This window comes from Verrucosispora sp. WMMD573 (genome assembly GCF_027497175.1).
GTDB lineage: Bacteria > Actinomycetota > Actinomycetes > Mycobacteriales > Micromonosporaceae > Micromonospora.
The window spans coordinates 5,640,440-5,661,060 of record NZ_CP114901.1; the positions used below are offsets into that span (position 1 = coordinate 5,640,440).

Annotated in this window: 17 protein-coding genes, 1 tRNA gene and 1 pseudogene; 14 read left to right on the plus strand and 5 right to left on the minus strand. The window is 69.1% G+C overall.

All coding sequences use genetic code 11. The annotated features are described in order from the left end of the window. Positions 1-171 precede the first annotated feature (171 nt). Together O7601_RS25545 and O7601_RS25550 are read right to left on the minus strand one after the other, a co-directional pair. The gene (locus O7601_RS25545; protein WP_281563628.1) at positions 172-1,116 is read right to left on the minus strand and encodes a GIY-YIG nuclease family protein; all 945 of its coding nucleotides are present in this window, start codon (positions 1,114-1,116) and stop codon (positions 172-174) included. Between the two features lie 176 nt (positions 1,117-1,292). After that, positions 1,293-2,030: a hypothetical protein gene (locus O7601_RS25550; protein WP_281563629.1), complete on the minus strand. Its 738-nt coding sequence runs from the start codon at positions 2,028-2,030 to the stop codon at positions 1,293-1,295. 213 nt (positions 2,031-2,243) lie between these two features. Between O7601_RS25550 and O7601_RS25555 the strand changes: the two genes are divergently transcribed. The 3 genes from O7601_RS25555 to O7601_RS25565 all read left to right on the plus strand — a co-directional run bounded on the left by O7601_RS25555 (position 2,244) and on the right by O7601_RS25565 (position 3,626). Then, positions 2,244-2,426, plus strand: a complete 183-nt coding sequence (locus O7601_RS25555; RefSeq protein ID WP_281563630.1) for a hypothetical protein — start codon at positions 2,244-2,246, stop codon at positions 2,424-2,426. 47 nt (positions 2,427-2,473) lie between these two features. Next, a complete protein-coding gene (locus O7601_RS25560) occupies positions 2,474-3,256 on the plus strand; it encodes a hypothetical protein (RefSeq protein ID WP_281563631.1) in 783 nt (260 codons plus the stop codon). A 61-nt stretch (positions 3,257-3,317) separates the two neighbouring features. Further along, complete coding sequence (locus tag O7601_RS25565; protein WP_281563632.1) at positions 3,318-3,626, plus strand: transcriptional regulator; 309 nt, start codon at positions 3,318-3,320, stop codon at positions 3,624-3,626. Between the two features lie 180 nt (positions 3,627-3,806). On the opposite strand, the gene O7601_RS25570 is transcribed toward O7601_RS25565, so the two are convergent. Then, entirely contained in the window at positions 3,807-4,829 is a 1,023-nt protein-coding gene (locus O7601_RS25570) for a DUF6615 family protein (protein ID WP_281563633.1), read from the minus strand. 230 nt (positions 4,830-5,059) lie between these two features. On the opposite strand from O7601_RS25570, the gene O7601_RS25575 reads away from it, so the two are divergent. The 4 genes from O7601_RS25575 (at position 5,060) to O7601_RS25590 (ending at position 10,241) form a co-directional block, all read left to right on the plus strand. Next, the gene (locus tag O7601_RS25575; RefSeq protein ID WP_281563634.1) at positions 5,060-6,160 is read left to right on the plus strand and encodes a hypothetical protein; all 1,101 of its coding nucleotides are present in this window, start codon (positions 5,060-5,062) and stop codon (positions 6,158-6,160) included. Positions 6,161-6,564: 404 nt separating this feature from the next. Further along, positions 6,565-7,296 (plus strand): hypothetical protein, encoded by a 732-nt coding sequence (locus tag O7601_RS25580; RefSeq protein WP_348650219.1) that lies wholly within the window; start codon positions 6,565-6,567, stop codon positions 7,294-7,296. Positions 7,297-7,363: 67 nt separating this feature from the next. After that, positions 7,364-8,215: a DNA methyltransferase gene (locus tag O7601_RS25585; protein WP_348650273.1), complete on the plus strand. Its 852-nt coding sequence runs from the start codon at positions 7,364-7,366 to the stop codon at positions 8,213-8,215. A 283-nt stretch (positions 8,216-8,498) separates the two neighbouring features. Next, a complete protein-coding gene (locus tag O7601_RS25590) occupies positions 8,499-10,241 on the plus strand; it encodes a recombinase family protein (RefSeq protein ID WP_281563637.1) in 1,743 nt (580 codons plus the stop codon). Here the strand turns inward: O7601_RS25590 and O7601_RS25595 are convergent. Then, a tRNA-Leu gene (locus O7601_RS25595) sits at positions 10,223-10,306 on the minus strand. The two genes, O7601_RS25590 and O7601_RS25595, sit on opposite strands and share 19 nt — an antisense overlap. Positions 10,307-10,510: 204 nt before the next feature. Here O7601_RS25595 and O7601_RS25600 point away from each other — a divergent pair. Next, a pseudogene (locus tag O7601_RS25600) lies at positions 10,511-10,987 on the plus strand (tetratricopeptide repeat protein); the annotation flags it as partial. Between the two features lie 71 nt (positions 10,988-11,058). After that, positions 11,059-11,547 (plus strand): hypothetical protein, encoded by a 489-nt coding sequence (locus tag O7601_RS25605; RefSeq protein ID WP_281567100.1) that lies wholly within the window; start codon positions 11,059-11,061, stop codon positions 11,545-11,547. 9 nt (positions 11,548-11,556) lie between these two features. Here the strand turns inward: O7601_RS25605 and O7601_RS25610 are convergent, their stop codons facing one another. Beyond that, on the minus strand, positions 11,557-12,207 hold the full coding sequence (locus O7601_RS25610) for a hypothetical protein (protein ID WP_281567101.1): 651 nt from the start codon (positions 12,205-12,207) through the stop codon (positions 11,557-11,559). 523 nt (positions 12,208-12,730) lie between these two features. Between O7601_RS25610 and O7601_RS25615 the strand changes: the two genes are divergently transcribed. The 5 genes from O7601_RS25615 (at position 12,731) to O7601_RS25635 (ending at position 20,573) form a co-directional block, all read left to right on the plus strand. Then, positions 12,731-13,171 carry a fibronectin type III domain-containing protein gene (locus O7601_RS25615; protein ID WP_281567031.1) on the plus strand — a complete coding sequence of 147 codons (441 nt, stop codon included), beginning with the start codon at positions 12,731-12,733 and terminating at the stop codon, positions 13,169-13,171. 208 nt (positions 13,172-13,379) lie between these two features. Further along, on the plus strand, positions 13,380-15,998 hold the full coding sequence (locus O7601_RS25620) for a fibronectin type III domain-containing protein (RefSeq protein ID WP_281563638.1): 2,619 nt from the start codon (positions 13,380-13,382) through the stop codon (positions 15,996-15,998). A gap of 25 nt (positions 15,999-16,023) precedes the next feature. Further along, on the plus strand, positions 16,024-17,019 hold the full coding sequence (locus O7601_RS25625) for a MoxR family ATPase (protein WP_281563639.1): 996 nt from the start codon (positions 16,024-16,026) through the stop codon (positions 17,017-17,019). A 15-nt stretch (positions 17,020-17,034) separates the two neighbouring features. Next, positions 17,035-18,261, plus strand: a complete 1,227-nt coding sequence (locus O7601_RS25630) for a DUF58 domain-containing protein (RefSeq protein ID WP_281563640.1) — start codon at positions 17,035-17,037, stop codon at positions 18,259-18,261. Between the two features lie 41 nt (positions 18,262-18,302). After that, entirely contained in the window at positions 18,303-20,573 is a 2,271-nt protein-coding gene (locus tag O7601_RS25635; RefSeq protein ID WP_281567032.1) for a transglutaminase domain-containing protein, read from the plus strand. The last annotated feature ends 48 nt before the right edge of the window (positions 20,574-20,621 follow it).

Consider the following 20,621-nt stretch of genomic DNA (forward strand, 5'->3'; position numbering starts at 1 on the left):
GACCAGCCGCATTCATGACCTCCGGGGCCATGCCAGAGGCGCGGCGGGAACCTTCAAGCAACGCAAACCCACTCCTACCCGGCATAAGCGCGTCCGGCGGCCGAAGTTCGGACGTCACTGGACGTGGGTCACCGTCGGCGCTTTGGTAGTGCTGGTTTGGCATTGTTCCGGTCAGATGGACAGGACGCGCTCGACGAGGTCCGGACAGTGGGTCTTCCAGTTCAGCGCCGGGCCCTTGCGCATGAGGTCCAGGTTGAGCCTGCGGGCAGCCTTGATGATTCCTGGGTGGGTGAGCGCGTCGTGGCCGGATCGGATCGACGTGAAGTGCAGTCCCAGTACCCCGGGGCGGATCCGGTAGCGGGCCTCGACCGTGTTCATCCACGCCAGTCCGAGGCGAGTACGAAGGTGCGATCGTGCGGCAGCCCGATCGATATTCATGCAGAGGCGCAGATCCTGCGGGGTGTGTCTGTCGTGGTAGACGTACAGGGTCTCCAGAGCGTGCACCGAGACGGTGAGCAGGCGCGGGTAGGTGGCGGCGTTGGTAGCCGGGAGCGCGCTGATCGTCCAGTAGCTGAGCTCCGTCAGCTCCGGCACCGGTATCGTGGCGCGCAGGTAGGTGCCCACCAGGCGGGCCAGCTCGTCGGTGAACCGCGGATCGGCCGTCAGTCGAGTGAAGCGATGTCGACCCCGGTGGTGTAGGACGGGATCGTGTGGCCGGCTACCGAGGCGAACTATCTGCGGCTTGTGGTCAATCAGCCAGCGTCGCTGCTCCGCTGGCGGTAGGAGAACGTCCAGTTCGCTGGCACCGAGCCGACCCGCGGTGTGTACGACATTGCGCAGCTGCACCCCGGCTGCCTCGCGCCGGCGGATCTGATCACGCTCCGCCTCGTCGAGCTGGCTACGGTTGACGCGTTGGAAGGCGATCTCGACGATGTCGGACCAAGTCCGGCGGTGGGCGCAGAACCGTGTCACCACATCTACAGCCTGTCCCACATAGTGCTGGCCGTCGGCGAAGGTCAACTCGTACACCCCGCACCGGCCACGGGTCTTGGGCAGTAGGTGAGCGATCGAGTTCAGTCCGCCTACCTCCAGCCGAACAACTTCAACGCCGTCCACGCTGGACGACAATAAGCCATAGATGACAAGCCATAGATGATCAGCCACGGTACAAGGCAGCCCTGCAGGCCACCGCACCCGGCTGCGCCAGCGCCTCCCCGACAGCACGCGGACGGCGGCAGATCAGGATGCCTGACGCACCTGACCGACCTGCGCCTGCGGTCTGGCCGGCGCGTTCAGATGCTGTGTGCTGCGGCGTACAGCACGTACCACAGCGCCGCACTCAGGGCACCGCTCGAGACGGCTGCGCTAAGCAGCGTCGGCCACACGCGCCACAGGCGGTGCGCCGTGCCCAGCCAGGCCAGGACGACGATCGGAAGCACGATCTTGACGAGTTCCCCGACCACAACGCCTCGGAGGAACTCTGCATGGTACGGGTCGGACACTGTCAACAGCTGCCAGGGCGGTGCCAGCATCGCGGCCTGCCAGCCCTCGCCAGAGAGAAGGCCGCATACCGACCCCGCAGCCAGTGCCGAGGTCGACACTTTGCCGACCCGCACGATATGGCCGAGCAGCCCGAGCACCGGTCCCCCGACGAGGGACCCGGTCAGCCACAGCGCCGTCATCATGGCAACCGAACGCAGCCCCAGCAGGTCGGCCGACGTGCCGTCCTCCAGGGTGCCCCCACTCCAGCGACGACTGACCATCAGCACAAGCAGGTAATAGAGCAGCGTGGCCAAGACCAATAGCGCGGTAGCACCGCCAACCGCTCGTTTCGCCGTGGCAGCCGAACGGCCGGCCAGGAACGCCGCCAAGCCCCAAGCGAAACCGCTGCTGGTCAGCGCGATCAAGACCTGCCCCACACCGCCCGCAACGGAGTCGGCCGCGAACGCGAGCAGGCCAAGCGCGACAGCGACAGCCGCGACCACCGCCGCATGGCTACGACAGGATCCCCCAACAGCAACGTCGGTCACGCCCGCCTCCTCCGAAGGGGCGCCGACGATACCAAGATCCAGCATTGCTGCGGTTTCATCCCGACACCGAAGGAAGCATCCTCATCTCGGCTACGTCCGGATGGAACCCGGGCCGGCTCAGCGGGACGCTGCGTAGCGCGCGGCTCGCGGCAGATCCGTGCACCGACGGAAAGTGGGCCCACGACAGGGCTGATGGGCTCGAGGTTCGACGGGATGATCTATCGGCCGTGGCAGGCCATGGAGCGTGACCGGCTGACCATGGTGATCGCCGCGCGGCTGATCGCCCGGGCGGCCGCGCCCGCTCGACCGGGATACGTCACGGGTCCGGCGGGCGCCTTCCTGGCACTTCGGGTGGCCCGGAGTATTGATGGTTGCCACGAGCCGTGGAGCGGATAGACTTTGTGATGCAGAGTAGATTGCTGGTGCAAAGCTCTAGGAGCGGCATGGATCAGGCAAGCGAAGGGCAGGCCACGCAGACGTTGGCCGAGTTGCAGCGACTACGACGACGGACCCGGGCGCGGACGCACGGCGGGTCATGGCTGCCGGCCCTTGGCATCGCCGTGCTGCTGCTTGCCAGTAGCGCGCTCTACCGCCACCCATTCGCCTCGACCTACAGCGTCTCGGTCGACGCCCCCTACTGGGCTGGGCTGCCCGACGAGCAACGCAATCCCCTCGCGTCGTACCTGTTCTGGTTCCTCTGCACACCACTGCTGCTCGCCGCCATCGGCGCCTGGTATCGATGGCGGTCACGATCGCTGGGCCTGCGGGTGGCCTGGCCACTATTCGTCGGTACCGGCCTCGGCGTTCTGCTCCTCCTCGCCGTGCTCGCGGCGGTGCCAACGCAGGAACAGCACCAGTCCGACATACTCACCTCGAACCCGGATCACTTCTGGCTTCCCGGTCTACTCACACCCCTGCTACCAATCGCGGTGGCCGTGACGGCCCTTGGCTGGGCAGAGCGCAGCCCGAGCCTGACGATCGCCGGCGGATGGATCGCTGCCCTCACGGTCTGGCTATGCGGCTGGGTCCCGATGGGACACCTACCAGGCTGGGCCACCGACATCCTCGGCGGCGACCTAACCGGCCCCATGGATGGAACTCCGAACTCCCTCGGCGGACAAGTCGACTGGAGGCCGGGGATCTGGCTCACCCTGATGGCGCTGCCGCTGGTCACGTTCGCAGCGATCCGAGGCTGGCAGAGCTGGCGGGCGGCCAACGGTGGCTGATTCGCCGTCGCCACCCGAGTCACAGCCCCCATCCCATCCAGCGCTAGCACTGGACGACATCGTGCACCAGCGCGTGCGGCTTGCCATTCTCACCGTGCTCAGCGAAACGCAGGAGTGCACGTTCTCCACCCTCCGCGACGAGCTGAAGCTGACCGACGGCAACCTCAACCGACACCTCCGTGTCCTGGAACAGGCGACCCTGCTCCAGGTGATCAAGGGATACGAAGGACGACGCCCCACCACCTGGCTACGACTGACCAGACAGGGCCGAGCGGCACTCCGCGCCGAAATCACCGCACTAGAACAGCTAGTCTCCCGAGTCCGGAAAACGAACACCGCCCACCTCGACAGCGACACAGACAGGCCCTGAGCAACCTGCCGCAGCAACCGCCGTGCTACACACCTCGACAGCCACCGGTCGACGTACGGGATTCGGACGCTCAGTAGGTACGCGTGAACGTGCCCAAGTAGTGATCGTCCGACAACCTCCGGCCCCTGACACCTACGACACCTGACGAGCGCTGCGCGGCAGATCAGTGAAGCGAGAGCCTCAACTGGGGAGGGCTGTCACCTGGCTCCGCGCAATCTGTCTATCCATCCATCGTTCGTATTCAGACATATTGCTATTCGCTTCCTTTTCCTGGCCTTTGGTGTCATCGCCGAGGTCCAGCACAACCACCCTTGAGGTATTCGGAAGGAGTGGCGAGAGCTGCTCGTTGAGTTCGGTGAATCGCCGCTGCCGGATCGCTTCGACGTAACCCGGCAATTTAGCCATACGCCGATTTCGCGGCTCGATCTCAAGGGCGTCGGCCACCGCGAACGAGGCCGCGATTCCTTCAGGGCAGCGCCTGAGTACCAAATCATCGAGCGTCTCTTGAATTTCATCAAGCGGATTCTGGACGTACTCGAACGACGGGGAGGGACTTCGACTCAATACCGGTGCTCCAAAAATGTAGGACCAGGGAAAGGCATGAGACAGATGTTTGGTGACTAGCCGACCGTTGCGACCCGCAGTATCGTGGATGGCCTTGACCTGGAGGGTCGACGCGGCAGCGCATCCATAATGCACCCAGTGGGCGTGGCGGCACTTTGGCGGCTGGAAAGATCTCGGGCATGCTCGCCATTCAGCCGGATGGGCCCAGCCGTCACCTTCACGGAATCGACCGATTGGCCACCCGTTGTAAAAGATGTGCAGAGGATACTCGCCATACCGCAAGTCACATGAGTCGATCAGTAGGTCGTACTGATAATTGTCATCCGCATTCCCTGGGTGACCCAACTGGGAGTAGGAACGCCCATGCACCCGCTTAGCTTGTATGGCCAGACGTATCCATCCCTCGCGAGTGGAGCCAATCCACCATTCCCAGTCGGCCCCCACCAACGCCTCCTGGTTTTGATTCAGTTTATGGACGGTAAGTGTCGGGTGTGATCGGTCGAGAATCCATAGGTTATGATCAGTTATCGAAGTTTCGCTAAACTTCAATCCGACTCGATCGCCTGTTTCGATCTTGTGCCAGGTCTCTACAGCAAGCTCGTTCATCTGGTGACGAAGCCTTCGCACGTCGAGGGTCACCAGGACATCGTGACACAGATTCGCTGGGCATGGAATCCTTGGAGCGCCGACCCTTGTCCCCATGCGCTGGCGATCCGGCATTCGTTTTGTACTGCTCCGACTTGACGATCGGGAGGGCTCGATGGAGACTACCCGGCGCTAGTTCCGCTTTGTTGTGGCTCAGCGGCGGCAAGAAGGCCAGTGCCTCGCAGTCGCGATCGATGCCACCTGTTGGGAGGAGGTAAAGGTCTATGGCGCTCCGATTCGGCCGTAACCCGTCAGCGTCCCTGGAGGCGCTGCGTCTCTACTCTCTGCTCGACGCCCGCACGACTCCAGCCACTGTGATCGCCGACGCTGCCCGGGTAAACGACTTCGTCAGAGGTCTCGCCTCCGGCCTGGCCGAATCGCTTGCCAACCCTAGCCGCGTTCAGGGCTTCTGGGTGCAATCGCTGTTTCAAGCCATGGTCGTCGGATTGGGCGGAATAAAGCTCATCAAGGAGGAGGATGTCGGCGAGTTCTTCTTTGACGACTCCGACGGCCCAGGAAAGCTCCCTGACTTCCGACTCGTGCGCCAAGATGGACAAGCGTTGCTCGTTGAGGTCAAGAGTGTGAGGCCCAAGCCGGTCTTCGGCTCACATCGACTACGTGTATCTGACGTCGATGCCCTGCATCGTTACGCCGAGCTTACGGGGTGTCGCCTACTTTTGGCGCACTACTGGTCGGCATGGAATGTGTGGACGCTTGCTGATGCGGCGGCGTTCGAACGGCGCGATGGGAAGATAATTGTGGACATGGAAACGGCGCTTAAGGCGTCGGAGTTGGGATCTCTAGGCGACGCCTCGATAGCTACCGTACCGCCGTTGACCATATCGCTTGTTGCCGACCATTCTGTCCCGCAGTCCGCAGCACTAACCGCGCCAGGTGGCAGCGCGGACGTTGAATTCTCGGTCGGTGCGGTCGAACTACTTGGTGGCGGCGACGTTCTTGAAGACGAAGTTGAGCGAACCATTGCCGGTTTCTTGATTCGATTCGGAAGATGGAAGCTCACGGAGAAGGTTGTCGTAAACGATCACATGGTCGAGCGGATTGATCTTGTGTTTGCACCGGAAGAACCTGTGGCCGCGCAGGGATTCGAGGTAGTCGGCCAACTTAGCTCCATGTACTCCGCGATGTATCTGCTCGCTACCCAATCGGAGGCTGGCGAGGTGCTGGGGTTGCGGCACAACGTGTCACCGGGATCACTTGCAGGCGTAGTGCCCGATGAGTATTTTGAACGGCCAGATCGGATCCTCCGGTTGTGGAAATTTGTGCAGCTACCCTCGACGAGCACAGATGACGAGGTGGATTCATAGGTCATAGGCGGTAATGTGGAAATTGGGTCGCGACCCGCTCGGTCTTGTAGTCTCGCTATGGAGAACGAGACACGATCTTTAGGCCAGCGTCCTCGGCGGGGGAATCGCTGCCCGGCGACCATTGGGCCAGTGGGCAACGCACTCAACTCGGCAGATCCGGCTGCCGAGGCGCGCGTCGTTGGATGGCCGCCCCTGACGCAACGTACCCAACCGGAACCTGGGCCGGTCCTACAGGCGTCACGGCATCCGATCCGCGCAAGGTGGGTTGATCCGATTCAGCTCGAACGTCAAGCCGTGCCTGTCGCTGCACCGGCGCCGGTAGTCCTACACCGGTTTCCAATTCAACACCCGAATTTGTAATCCCCTAGTGTCAGCGCTCGTCGGCGGACGTGGCCCATACGCCCATGCCGAAGCCCCGCTCCACCGCCCCTGGTGACCGGCCCCAGCCGGCACCGGTTGGGTTGTTCCTCCCTCTCCTTCCTCTCTCCCTCGCACCGCGCACGCCCTGCCTGGCAGTGCGGGACTGGCACGGGCTGTCCGCGAGTCAGCTCGCCTACCTCATTCGCCGCTACACAGACGCGGGTGGCGTGGTGCTCGACCTCGACGCGCACCCCTCCGCCACCGCAACGACCACCTACCTGGGACGGGTACCGGCCCGGCTGGTCACCGGTCGCTACGGTCCGCACGTGCGGCTCTTGCCGTCCGAGCCCGGACACCCCAACCACCACACGACACGCCGGCCCTGCACGTGGGTCGACCTGATCCTCGCCACGCTGCCGCAGGGAACACAGGCGCATAACGCCAACAGCGCCGTCACAGCGATGCGGACCTGGCGACCTCTACTGCGCCCTGGCGGATTCCTGCTCGTCGGTCTCACTGCCCCGCCGCCTCCACCAGGCGAGGTCAGCTACCGCGCCACGGTCATCGCCGCCGCCCGCGCCGCCGGCCTCTACTACCACCAGCACATTCCCGCCGTCCTCGCCCCACTGCCCGAACACGAGCCACGCACCGCTCCCGAACACCCAGGCGAGGCCGACGACGGCCGGCGTCTGCTCGACGGCCGTCACCTTTCGACGTTCCGGGACTTGCTCGTGTTCGGCACCACCGCCACCGGTGAGGAGAACGCCCGTGCCTAAGCCTCGTCCGACGTCCCACACCGCCGGCCCGCACGACTTCGGATCGCCCCACCCCGACCCGTCCGACCTGGCGGCCCTGCTCGCCGACGGCTACCTGGGTTCGGTCTGGCTCACGGGCCAGGCCCCGTCGCGGGACTTGCGGCGCGGCCGGTACACCCCCGAGTCGTTGACGCATCCCGGCAAGATGCTGCCGACCATCCCCCGGTACGCCATCCGCACCTACACCAACCCCGGTGATGTGGTCCTCGACCCCATGGCCGGCATCGGCACCACCATCATCGAAGCCATGCGCCTCGGCCGTGACGGCATCGGAGTCGAGTACGAAGCCGAATGGGTCACCAAGGCAGCCGACAACATCCACCACACCGTCCAAGCCGGGGCACCAGGCCGGGGCGAGATCTACCACGGCGACTCCACCGCGCTGCCGTCCCTATTGCCCGCAAGCCTGCACGGGCAGGTCTCTTTGGTGATCACCTCACCGCCTTATGGATCGTCCACCCATGGCCACGTCCGCACCCCGGGACCGCGACGCGGCAAGGTCCGCAAGATCAATCACAAGTACGGCAGCGTCAGCAACCTCGCTTACCGCAGCCACGGTGAGCTGGCTGACGGGTTCACCGAAATCCTCGCCGGCTGCCGGGCAGTGCTGCGGCCCGGTGGGCACGCCGTCGTCACCGCACGGCCCTACCGCCGCCACGGCGAACTCATCGACATCCCTGGCATGGTCGTTGCCGCTGGTGTCAACGCCGGCCTGGAACTGGTCGAGGAGTGCATCGCCCTCATCTGCGGCGTCCGCGACGGCCTGATCATCCCCCGGGCCTCGTTCTTTCAGCAGAAGAACATCCGCGACGCCATCGCCACCGGCGACCCCCAATGGCTCGTCCAGCACGAAGACGTGGTTATCCTGAGGGCACTCTGATGGGCGACCGTCCAACAGGCGAATCGCACCGGCCCTCCGCGACGAGATCAACGCCGACGGTCGAGTTCGACGCCGAACCGGAGCTGACTGAAGCCGTAGCTCGCGCGCTGCTGGCCCTGCTGCAACGCTCGTCAGTCATCCACGCTCAGGGTCCAGACGAGTCCACCAACGCTTGATCACTTCATGCCGGTATGCGTGGATCCGTGCATCAGCACGTCCGCCGGCCGCCCAATCCCGGGTGGCCGGCGGACGCGCACCCTCAACACCCGGGAAGGCGCTTTCGGTGACCATCGACATACCCCGTATCGAAGACACTGCCGCCGCACTACTCGCCGACCGCGAGCACCGACGATTCGCGTTCTACGGCCGGGTCTCCACCGAGGACCAGCAAGACCCGGTGGCGTCGAGGAACTGGCAGCTCAGCCGCGCAACTGGCCTCATCGAACCGGTCGGCGGCATCGTCGTCACCGAGTTCTTCGACATCGGCCTGTCCCGCTCCCTGCCGTGGAAGCGCCGGCCCCAGGCCGCCAAGCTTCTCGACGCTCTCGCCGACCCGGATCGCGGTTTCGACTCGGTCGTGATCGGTGAGCCCCAACGCGCGTTCTACGGCAACCAGTACAGCCTGACCATGCCCGTCTTCTCGCACTACGGTGTCGATCTGTGGGTGCCGGAAGTCGGCGGCGCGATCGACCCCGAGTCCGAAGCCCACGACCTGATCATGAGTGTGTTCGGCGGCATGTCCAAAGGCGAGCGCACCCGGGTGAAGGTCCGCGTCCGTACGGCGATGACCTCGCAGGCGAAGATCGAAGGGCGGTTTCTCGGCGGGCGTCCACCCTTCGGGTACCGCCTAGCCGACGCCGGATCGCACCCGAACCCGGGCAAGGCCGCTGATGGCCGTCGCCTGCACAAGTTGGAACCCGACCCGGCCACCGCGCCTGTTGTTCGGCGGATCTTCGCTATGTACCTCGCCAACAACGGCTACTTCGCCATCGCCGAGGCGCTCACCCGCGACGGCATCCCGTCACCGTCAGCCGCCGACCCCGCCCGCAACCCGCACCGCACCGGCGAGGGCTGGGCCAAGAGCGCGATCAAGAACATCCTGTCCAACCCCCGCTACACCGGCCGCCAAGTGTGGAACAAACAGCGCAAGGACGAGGTACTCCTCGACGTCAACGACGTCGCCCTCGGCTACGAAACCCGCATGCGATGGAACGACAAGACCTCGTGGGTGTGGTCCGACACGATCGCCCACCCGCCGCTCGTCACCGTCAACGACTTCGAGCTAGTGCAGACGATCATGGCGGCCAGCGGGCGGGGCCGCACCGGCAACCGACAGCGGAGGGTACGCCGCCACTACCTTCTTCGCGGACTCATGCTCTGCGGGCTGTGTGGACGCAAAATGCAAAGCCACCAGGCCCACGAGATGGCCTACTACCGGTGCCGCTACCCCAACGAGTACGCCCTCGCCAACCACGTCCAGCACCCCCGCAACGTCTACGTCGCGGAACGAGACATCGTCCCCGCCCTCGACAACTGGCTGCTCACCGCGTTCACCCCGCACCGACTGACCGACACGATCCGCCGACTCCACGCCGCCCAAACCGACACCGGACCCAGCGTCATTGCCCCGGAAATCACCGCCGCCAACAAGATCATCGCGACATGCGACGCCAAACTCCTCCAATACCGCGCCATCGCCGACGCCGGAGGCGACCCCGCCACCGTCGCCGCATGGATGGCCGAGGTCAACGCCCAACGCGCCGCCGCCGTCACTCAACGCGACCAATCAGCAGCACAGGCACAAGCACCCCGACGCCTCACCGAGGACGACATCCGGCATCTCGTCGGCAGCCTCGACGACCTCCGCAACACCCTGCGGAACGCCCACCACCAGGACAAGAGCAACGTCTACCGCGAGCTACGACTCACCCTCACCTACAACCCCGGCCAAAACAAAATCAGCGTCGAGGCTAAGCCTGACGCTGATTACTGTGGGGTAACTGTACGTGTCCGAGGGGGGACTTGAACCCCCACGCCCTATACGGGCACTAGCACCTCAAGCTAGCGCGTCTGCCATTCCGCCACCCGGACCTACTTGCCCAGCCTACCGCGTCAGCCTCGGTGATCCCATCAACCGCAGGCCGCCCGGTGGGCTGCACGGGGAGTTACTGTACACGGCACGGGTGGATCATGCACATCGGCATCGGGCTCCGTCCGGTACTGGTCGAGAGGTCCGGTAGCGGTCCCTCGGCGGTGTGTACGTCGGGTAGCGTCGAGGTGCCCGTACCCGGCAGCATGGGCCTCGTGCCCCATGCCTCTCCCTTGGCCGTCGCTCAGCAACGGGCCCTCGCGCTGCGCGGTGCGGGTAACCTCGCCGCCGCCCGTGACCTGCTGGTCGATGCGGTCGAGTCCACCCGGCCGCCGTTCAGCAAAGATCATCCGGACGTGCTCAGCACCGCTCATCTGCTGGCCAGGTTGCATCGGGAGGCGGACGATCCGAGTGCTGCCCGGCGGGTGCTGGAGGAGGCGTTCGCCGCCGGGGAGCGCCGCTGGCCGCATGCCGACCCGCTGATGCTGGCGCTGGCCTTCGAGCTGGCTTCCGTCGCGGACGAGCTGGGCAATCGCCACGAGGCGCGCCGGAACTACACCCGCGTGGCCGCTGCCGGCCCCGCGGTGCTCGGTGCCGACCATCCGGCGGTACGCACGGCACGGGAGTACCTCGGAGACGCCGCTCCCGTCCCTCAGGCCGCTGTCCCGACGGCCCCTCAGCCTGGTCCTACGAACCAGCCCACTTGGGGAGCGTTGGACGAACCGACGGTTTCCCTGGCCACGCTCTCCACGCTGTGGAAGCCGCACGAGGCATCGACGGCGGCACCGGCGCGTCCCGCCTTCCCTTCGGTGTCACCGCCCACCGGCGACCACTCGTCTTCCGGCGGCTCTCGGCCAGCGACCGTCCCTCCCGTGGCCGCCTCGCCACTCGGGTCCGCCGTACCGGTGCCACCGGTCATTCCCGCCGTACCGCAGACCTCGGCCGAGCCGGGGCGGCCCGCCACACCACAGATCCCGCCACCGCCCACCACGGCACCGCAGAACCCAGCACCGCCCACCACGACGCCGCAGGTCCCGCCTTCGCCCACCGTGCCACCAACCGTGGTGCCGCAGGTTCCGCGGCCCACCGCACCGATCTCCGCTACGCCGCCTGGCCCACCACGCGTACCACCGTCGGTGGTGGCACCGTCAGCCACGACACCGTCTGCTCCGCCGCAGGTCCCAGCACCGCCCGGCGTTCCTGGGCGGCCGGTGGTGCCGCAGGCACGGACGGCTTTTCATGATCAGCCGGCTCACCCGGTCGACTGGCCCCGATCGACTGGGGTGCCACCCGCCCCGGTGGCGGCGGGTGCCGCCGTGGCCGGGCCGGCAAGTGGGGTACCGGCCCCGTCGTCGCCTGCTCCGTCGCTCAGCGCTCCGTCGGTCACGCAGTCCAGCCCGTCTTCGACCGGACCGGCTCCGCGCCAGCCGATCGAGGAGGAGCGAACCGGCGTGCTGCGGCCCTCCCCGGTCGCCGCTGGCGGCGATGCGACACCGCCGGGCGTCGAGTCTGCCTCGCCCGGGCATCCCGAATGGGCCCGGCCCACCATCCGGATACAGCAGATCGGGCCTCTGCTCGAAGAGGAAGCGGCACTGGCCGGCCGGACGCCTGAGGCACCGGCACCGGCACCGGCGGAGGGTGTGCCCTCGCCGGTAAGCGCGTCTCCGGCTTGGTCATCGGCGGTCACCGAGCCGCCGGCCGAGGGGCAGCCGGTAAGTGCGCCACCCGATCCGACCTGGTCGGTCAGCGCGCCACCGGCGCTGGAGCAGCCCGCCGACACAGCCTGGAGCCAGGCCCAGCAGATCAGCGCACCACCCGTCAGCGGACCACCCGGCTGGGCACCGCCGACCAGCGGACCACCGACCAGCGGACCACCCGTCAGCGCACCACCGGGTACCCCCATACCTCCGCAAGGCACCACACCGGTCAGCTCGACGGCCGGCCCGCACGACCCGACCGCACCGCTGCCGCAACCTGACCCGATCAGCGCTCCACCCGGCTGGGCACCGAACAGCGGAGCCGCCGGCTATCCCGCGCCGACCGGCGGACCAGCTGATTACCCACCGCCGGCAGGTGGGGCGCCCACCAGCTATCCACCTACGGGGGGCGGAGCACCCACCACTGGGACGGGCGGCTCACCGACCAGTGGAGTCGCCCACGCCGCTCCCCCGTCGTACGGGCCGGTGAGCGGCGTCGGCCCGTACGGGGGCCCGGGTGGCGGAGCCAACCCGTACGGGCCCGGGGTCGGTATGCAGCAGCGTGACCCCCGGCTGGCGGGTCCGGGTCGTGGAGCCCAGCCGCACGGCTCACCGGCGTACCCGCAGGATGCGCCGCCGCCATATCCGGGGTCTGCCGCTCCGCCGGCCTGGGGTCCGGCCGGCGCTCAGCCTTCGGGGATCGCCGCGCCGTACCAGGGGCCGTTGCCGATGCCGACGACGGAGCCGGCGGCGGGTCGTAACCGGGTGGCGATCGGGGTGGCGGTGGTGGCGGTCCTGGTGGCCCTGGCCGCGGTCGTCGGGGTGGGGCTGTTGATCCTGGACCGGCGGGCCGCGCCTCCGTCGGAATCCGCGTCGGCACCGACCTCGCCACCGGGATCGGTCGGCCCGCCCCCCGGCAACCTGACGATGCGCGACGACACCACGACGATCACGTTGACCTGGACGGACCCGTCGGACGGGCTGGTGCCGTTCATGGTGGCCGGTGGGCGGACCGGGCAGTCGCTGGGCATGATGGCCACGGTGGACCCGGGTCGGACCAGTTACACGGTCAACGGCCTGAGCACCTTGGTTAACTACTGTTTCGCGGTACTCGCCGTCTACGACACGGACCAGTTCGCCACTTCCGACCAGGTGTGCACGTCCCGGTAGGCCGCTCTGTCCGGCTGACGGGGATCCGACCGGTCCCGGACGGACAGTCGTGGCGGGACACGCCGACGACACGCCACGCTGGGTGTCCACAGCCGGACGGTGCGGGTTCCCGGGGTCCGCAGGGTGACCATATGATGGCTCCCGGCTCAGGGGAGGGGTCGCCGTACGGGGGCGCCACCTGCCGAGACGACACGGGAGGCTGCCGGCTGTGGCGAGCATCGACGAGGCCGTTCCGACCCGCACCCCACGATCCCGGTCCCGGGTACGCGGTGGTCTCGTCACCGTGGGTACGGTGCTGGCGCTGCTGGCGGCGATGGGGCTGACCGTGCTCGGTCTGGGCTCGGCGGACAACGCGGTGGCCAACTACGACGCGAGTTCCTGGTTGTGGAGTGCGGCGCGCAGCGAGTTGGCGCGGGTCAACGGGGTCACCGCCCGGGTGGACACCCGGATGGAGGTGCCGGCGGCGCGGCGGCATCCGATGCAGGTGACGCAGACGGACCGCCTGCTGATGCTGCGGGATCTGAACACGGGTCAGATCAGCGCGTTGGACCTGGCGACGTTGCAGATCACCGCGACCACGCCGACCGCTCCCGGGCTCGGGGTGAGTGTGGCGTTGCACGAGGACGCGGCGTTCGTGGTGGACGCGGTCCAGGGTGTGGTGCGGCAGTTGGATCCGAGGTCGCTGGCCCCGGTGGGCGAGCCGGTGCGCTATCCGCCGGGGATCACCGGCGGTGCGTTCGACGGCGAGGGCCGTCTGTGGGTCGCGGTGCCGGCGGAGGGCACGGTCTCGGCGATCACTCCGGCGGTGCTGCCGTCGGAGGCGACGGACTCGCCGGTGGGTTCGCCCCGGGTGCAGACGTACGACGTGGCGGAGGCGAGCCACGAGTTGGTGGTCTCCACGTTGGACGACGGCGTGGCGGTGCTGGACCGGACGGCCGGGACGCTGGTGACCGTCGTGGAGGGCACGACCCGCCGTACGGCATTGGCGTCGACGTTGACCGGGCCCGGCATCCTGCCGGTGCGCACCAGCGGGCCGGTGGTGCCGGTGACGGTGCCCGGGCAGCGGCAGGTGCACGCGATCGGCGACGGTGGCGAGGTGCGGTCGTTCACGGTGCCGGGCGACGGTGACCGGCTGGGTCCGGCGGTGGCCTGGGCCGGGCGGTTCTACTGCGCGGACGAGGCGGCGGGCACCGTGTACGCGTTCGACGCGACGGGCCAGGTGACCGACACCATCCGGGGCCGGTGGGGTGGCCCGCTGGAGTTGGAGGTGCGGGAGAACTACCTGTTCATCAACGCGCCGGACGCGGCGACCGCGCGGGTGGTCGACGATTCGCACCAGGTGCGGGAGGTCGACAAGTACGCCAACGACGTGCTCGGTGGTGATCCGCCACCGGAGCCTCCGCCGCCACCTCCGCCGCCGAAGAAGCCTCAGGTGAGCAAGCCGGGTGCGCCGCGCAACGTGAGCGCGGCAGCCGGCGACGCACAGGCCAGGGTGAGTTGGCGGCCGGCGGCGGCCAACGGTGCCGAGATCATCCGGTACGTGGTGGAGGGTGCCGGGCAGCGGCTGGAGGTCGGCGCGAACCAGCGGTCGGTGGAGGTCACGGAGCTGACCAACGGCGAAACGTACCGGTTCTCGGTGCACGCGGTGAACGCGAAGGGCGCGGGGCCGGCCCGGAACAGCAACCCGGTGACGCCGACCGCGGAGGTGCCGGACGCGCCGACCGAGGTGACCGCCGCGGCGCGGGCGGACGGCACGGTGGTGGTGACGTGGCCGGAGGCGAACGGTCAGGGCAACACGATCGCCCGGTACGCGGTGTCGGCGACCTCGGCAGGTACGAACGCACCGGTGGGTGAGGCGACCGGCACCGAGCTGGTGGTGAAGGCCGGTGAGCTGGAGTACGGCACGCAGTACGCGTTCACCGTCGTGTCGGTCAACGACAAGGGCGCGGCGTCGGAGGCGTCGCCGGTGAGCAACACGGTGGTGCCGTTCACGGTGCCCGGTGAGCCGCTGGAGTTGCGGGCGGGCACGGTGGCCGACCAGCCGGGGACGGTGGCGGTGCAGTGGGCGCCGGCGGTGGCCAACGGCCGGGCGGTGACCGGCTACGTGGTCGAGGTGGGTGACAAGCGCAGCGAGGTCACCGACACCCGGGCGACCGTGGGCGGCCTGGGTGACGGTCAGAACGTCACGGTGCGGGTCCGGGCGGTGAACGAGGCCGGCGAGGGTGCGCAGGCAACGACGACGGCGCGTACGGTGGCGGCCCCCCGGGTGACGGTGACCGGGTCGTCGGCGACCGCGACGGCGGCGACTGTGACGTTCACCGTGGACGCCGGCGGCGGTCAGGCCAGTTGTACGCTGTCCCGGTCGGGTCAGCCGGCGAAGAGTGGCCCGTGTTCGAGCATCACGATGAGCGGGTTGGCTCCCGGCACGAGTTACACGTTCACGGTGACGGCGACCAACGCCGCCGGCAGCGGCACCGCCACCAGGGCGCAGCAGACCGACGCCCTGTTCGGCGTCGCCACCTGCGAGAACGGGCCCGACGGCGACCAGCGCACCTACTGCGACCGGGACCGCGACGGTCGCAACGGCAACGAGATCTTCTCGGTGCCCCGGCAGGACAACGATCGCCAGGAGGGCTGGGCGAAGCCGGGCACCCGGTTGAAGGCGTACTGCAAGGTGCGGGGCACGGACATCGACTCCTGGATCTACAACGACAACAAGCAGAGCACCTGGTGGGTGCAGGTCGAGTACAGCGGACGGAACTACATCCCCTGGGCCTGGCTCAACCTGGAGGGCGGGGACGACATCAACGTCCTGCCCACCTGCTGATCCACCCCAGGCGAGGAGCACCACCGTGAACAGCCACGAACCGCTCACCCAGCAGGAGGTGCAGGGCTTCGCCGCCCTGGCCGCCCGGCTGGCCGAGAACGTCAACACGGTGGTGCTCGGCAAATCGCAGGTGGTGCGGCTGGCGTTGACCGCGTTGTTCGCTCAGGGGCATGTGCTGCTGGAGGATGTGCCCGGGGTGGGCAAGACGACCCTGGCCCGGGCGATCGCGGCGACGGTGCAGGGGCAGTGGCGGCGGATCCAGTTCACGCCGGACCTGCTGCCCTCCGACGTGTCCGGGGTGACCATCTTCAACCAGGCCACCCGGGGCTTCGAGTTCCATCCCGGTCCCGTCTTCGCCAACATCGTCATCGCCGACGAGATCAACCGGGCGTCGCCGAAGACGCAGTCGGCGCTGCTGGAGGTGATGGAGGAGCGGACGGTCACCGTGGACGGGGTGCGGCATCCGGTGCCGCAGCCGTTCCTGGTGGTGGCCACGCAGAACCCGGTGGAGATGGACGGCACGTACCGGCTGCCCGAGGCGCAGCTGGACCGGTTCCTGGTGAAGTTGTCGGTGGGGTATCCGGACGAGTCGGTGGAGGTGGAGGTGCTGCGCGGGGCGACGGTCCGCTCCCCCGAGGCGCTCGCGGCGGTGACCGACACCGCCACCGTCGGCGAGATGGTCCGGATGGCCCGGCGGGTGCACATCGCCGAGCCGTTGTACGCGTACGCGGTGCGGCTGGCGGCGGCCACCCGCACCCACCCGCAGGTCCGGGTCGGCGTCAGTCCACGCGGGGTGATCGCGTTGACCAGGGCGGCGTGCGCGTACGCGCTGATCGACGGCCGGGGTTGGATCATGCCGGAGGACTTGAAGATGCTCACCGAGCCGGTTTTCGCGCACCGGCTGCTGCTCACTCCCGACGCCCAGGTGCGCGGGGTGACCGCCGCGGACGTACTCCGCCAGGCGGTCGCCTCGGTGCCGGTGCCGTTGCCGTCGGGCCAGCCGGCCCCGGCCCACCCCTGATCGGCGAGGTCTGGCGTGGGGATCACCGCCCGGGGCATCGGTCTGCTCGTCGCGGCGGTGCTGCTGCTGGGGGTGGGTTTCCGGTTCGGGTATCCGGAGTTGACGTTGCTCGGCGCGGCGGCCGGCACCGCGGTGGCGGCCGCCCTGCTCGCGGCGGCCCGGCAGCCCCGGCTGCTGGTGTCCCGGCAGGCCGAACCGGACCGGGTGGCCCGGGGCGAGCCGGCCAAGATGACGTTGACCGTACGCAACGCGGGAAGGCTGCGGGCGGCGAGCATGCTGGCCGCCGACCGCTGCGGTGACCGGCCGGTGCCGGTGCCGGTGTTGCGGCTGCGGCCCGGCGCGGACACCACGGTCAGCTACCCGGTCCCGACCAGCCGGCGTGGGGTGGTGCCGGTCGGCCCGCTGCGGGTGACCCGCCGCGATCCGCTCGGCCTGGTGGTGCTGGCCCGTTCCTACGGCGAGGTCGTGCCGGTGTGGGTGTACCCGCGGATCCATCCGCTACGGGCGGTGCCCACCGGCGCGGGCCGCAGTCTCGACGGGCGGGTCGACGCGGTACCGCATGGCTCGATCACCTTCGACTCGCTGCGGGAGTACGTCGTCGGTGACGAGTTGCGGCGGGTGCACTGGCGCACCAGCGCCCGGGTGGGTGAGCTGATGGTGCGGGAGAACGTGGACACCAGCCTGCCCCGGATCGTGGTGCTGCTGGACAATCGGGCCGCCGCGCATCCGGACCGGGTCGGCGCGGTGGCGGAGTCGTTCGAGTCGGCCTGCGAGGCGGCGGCGTCGGTGGTCACCGCGGCGGTCCGCGAGGATCTGCCGGTGGTGCTGCTGTTCGTCGCCGCCGAGGACGCGCCCGCCGGACCGATCGGTACCGGTCCGGGTGGCGGCGGGGCGGGCAGCGGTGGTCCAGGCGCTGCGGCGGGTGGCGGGTCGGAAACCGGTCCGAGTGGACCGCTGGACCGGTTGGCGGCGGTGGCGCTGACCAACGAGGGCACGCTGGCGGCTGCGGCGGCACGGCTGCGCAGAGACCGCCTCGGCGACACCCTTGTCGTGCTCACCGGACCGGGAGCGACCGAGGATCTGGGTCACGTCGGCGCGCTGCGCGGCGCGTACCCATCGGTGGTGGTGGGGATCTTCGGTGCGGCGGAGCCGACGCCGCCGGGTACCGCCGGCCTGGTCGTCGTCGACGCGGTCGACGGGGCGGCCTTCGCCGCCGAGTGGGACGGGGTACGCCGGTGGTGAGGCTGCTGCGGGCGGTGGCGGTACCGACGACGCTTGTCGTGATGGTCACGCTGGCCGGTGCGGTGCTCGGCCGGGTGTACGCGGGGCCGCTGCTGACGATGCTGGTGGCCGGCGCGGCCGTCGGGTCGGTGCTGGTCAGCGTGCTGACCCGGCGGCTGCCGTCCTGGCTGGTGGCACCGGTGTCGGTGCTGGCGATGCTCGGGTGGACGGCGGTGAGCCTGCGGGTGGCCGCCGTCGACGCGCAGCTGCCGGGTGGGTTCGTCGAGGTGGCCGGCGACGCCGCCGGCAACGCCATCCCCCGGCTGCTGACCGCGATGATCCCGGTGGCGGCCACGCCGGACACGGTCCTGCTGCCGGTGGTCGCCGCCTGGCTGGCCGGGCTGGCCGGTGCGGAGGTGGCGCTGCGGGCCGGCCGGGTGCTGCTGGGCTATCTGCCGCCGGTGCTGCTGCACGCCGGTGCCGTGTACGTGGTCGGACCGAACGCGCAGCCGGCGATCGGTGCGACGGTGGCGTTGGTGGTGACGGCCGCGCTCGGGTTGGCGGTGTCGTCCCGGCCGGCGGACGGTGACCCCGCCGACGGGCTTCCCCCGGCGGTGCGGTCCGGGGTACGGGTCCGGCTGGCGGTGGCCTCGGCCGCCGGTACGGCGGTGGTGGTGGCGCTGGCGGCGCTGCTCGGCCCGGCGGTGGCCGCCCTGGTGGACACCCGCCCGGTGGATCCCCGGCGGTATGTGGAGCCGCCGCAGGTGGAGACGCTTGACGAGAACCCGCTGATCCGGATCTCCGGTTGGGCGTTGAACCCGGAGCAGGAACTGTTCCAGGTGGCGACCGACCGCCCCGACGATCCCGGCTCGACAGGCCCGACCGATGACGCGGTGACGGGCAGTGCCGGGGTGCGGATCAGGCTGGCCGTGCTGAGCGACTACGACGGGGTCACCTGGCGGGTGGGCGCGACCTACCGCAATGCCGGCCGGATCCTGCCCGCCAGCGAACCGGCCCCGCACACCACCGTCGAAACCGTCCGCCAGGAGATCACCGTCGGGGACCTCAGTGGACGACTGTTGCCCGCGGTGCCCACCCCACGCGAGGTCAGCGGCGCCCGGGTCGCCTACGACCCGGGCACCGGCACCCTGATCCGTCCCGACGGTCTCACCCCCGGACTGCGCTACACGGTGACCTCGGCCCGGGAGAGTCCCGACAACAACCTGCTGGCCACCGCGAACACCCCGGCCGGCGACGCGGTGGCCCGGGTGCTGCACGTGCCCGACGGGGCACCGGAGCAACTGCGACGGCTGGCCGCCCAGTTGGCCGAGGAGAACGGCGCACCGTACGCGCGGGCGGCGGCGATCGAGCAGTGGCTGGCCGAGCACTACCGGCTGGTCGCCGACGCGCCGAGCGGGCATGCCTACCCGAACCTGGCGTTCTTCCTGTTCGGTCCGCGCGACGGCGGGGGACAGCGCGGCACGTCCGAACAGTTCGCGGCGTCGTTCGCGGTGCTGGGTCGGCTCTCCGGGCTGCCGACCCGGGTGGTGGTCGGGTTCGCCGCTCCCGGGTCGGGTCCGGTGCGGGCCGCCGACGCGTACGCCTGGCCGGAGGTGCTCTTCGACGGTCTCGGCTGGGTGGCGTTCGATCCGCTGCCCCGGCCGGACGAGCAGCCCCGCCCGGTGGAGGAGGACTTCCGCCCCCAGCCGGAGGACCCGCCGCCGTCGGAGCAGCCGGAGCCCACCCTGGAGCCGACCGCCTCGCCGCCGGCGCAGGCCGCTCCCGGTGGCCCCACGGACAGCGGGGGCATCCCGGTACCGGTGCTGGTCGGTGGCACCGGCGGTGGTCTGCTGCTCGTCGTCGTGGCGCTGCTGATCACCCTCGCCGGGCTACGCCGGGCACAGACCCGGGCCCGCCTGCACCGGGGTGACCCCGTACACCGCATCGCCGGCGCCTGGCGGGAGCTTACCGACGCGCTGCGGCTGGCCGGCCGACCGGTCGCTGCGGACCTGTCCGCCACCGAGGTCGCCGCCGTGGCTAACCGAACCCTGGCCGAGGCCATCCGTCGCGACGTCGTCACCGCCGAAGCCGCTTCCACCGATGGCACCGCCGACGAGGAACGTCCGATGTCGACGGCGGTGCAGCTCGCCGTCGATGACCTCGCCGCGCTGATCAATCAGGTCGGCTTCGCGCCCGGCACGGCTACCGCCGAACAGGCCGAGGTCGCCGCCGAGGCCGCCACCACCTACAGCGCGACGCTGCGCGCCGCCCGCCCCCACTGGCGTCGCCTGCTCTGGTCAGTGCGCCCGGGCCCCCTCCGCTGGCCCCGCTAACCCCAATGCCGCGCCCACCCTCCTACCGCGATCATGCAGTTGTGGCAT

Excerpts from the sequence above, each read along its gene's own strand:
- O7601_RS25555 (WP_281563630.1), top strand. The coding sequence starts at position 2,244 with ATGATCTATCGGCCGTGGCAGGCCATGGAGCGTGACCGGCTGACCATG.
- O7601_RS25560 (WP_281563631.1), top strand. The coding sequence starts at position 2,474 with ATGGATCAGGCAAGCGAAGGGCAGGCCACGCAGACGTTGGCCGAGTTG.
- O7601_RS25575 (WP_281563634.1), top strand. The coding sequence starts at position 5,060 with ATGGCGCTCCGATTCGGCCGTAACCCGTCAGCGTCCCTGGAGGCGCTG.
- O7601_RS25580 (WP_348650219.1), top strand. The coding sequence starts at position 6,565 with ATGCCGAAGCCCCGCTCCACCGCCCCTGGTGACCGGCCCCAGCCGGCA.
- O7601_RS25610 (WP_281567101.1), bottom strand. The coding sequence starts at position 12,207 with ATGGGGGTACCCGGTGGTGCGCTGACGGGTGGTCCGCTGGTCGGTGGT.
- O7601_RS25615 (WP_281567031.1), top strand. The coding sequence starts at position 12,731 with ATGCCGACGACGGAGCCGGCGGCGGGTCGTAACCGGGTGGCGATCGGG.
- O7601_RS25635 (WP_281567032.1), top strand. The coding sequence starts at position 18,303 with ATGGTCACGCTGGCCGGTGCGGTGCTCGGCCGGGTGTACGCGGGGCCG.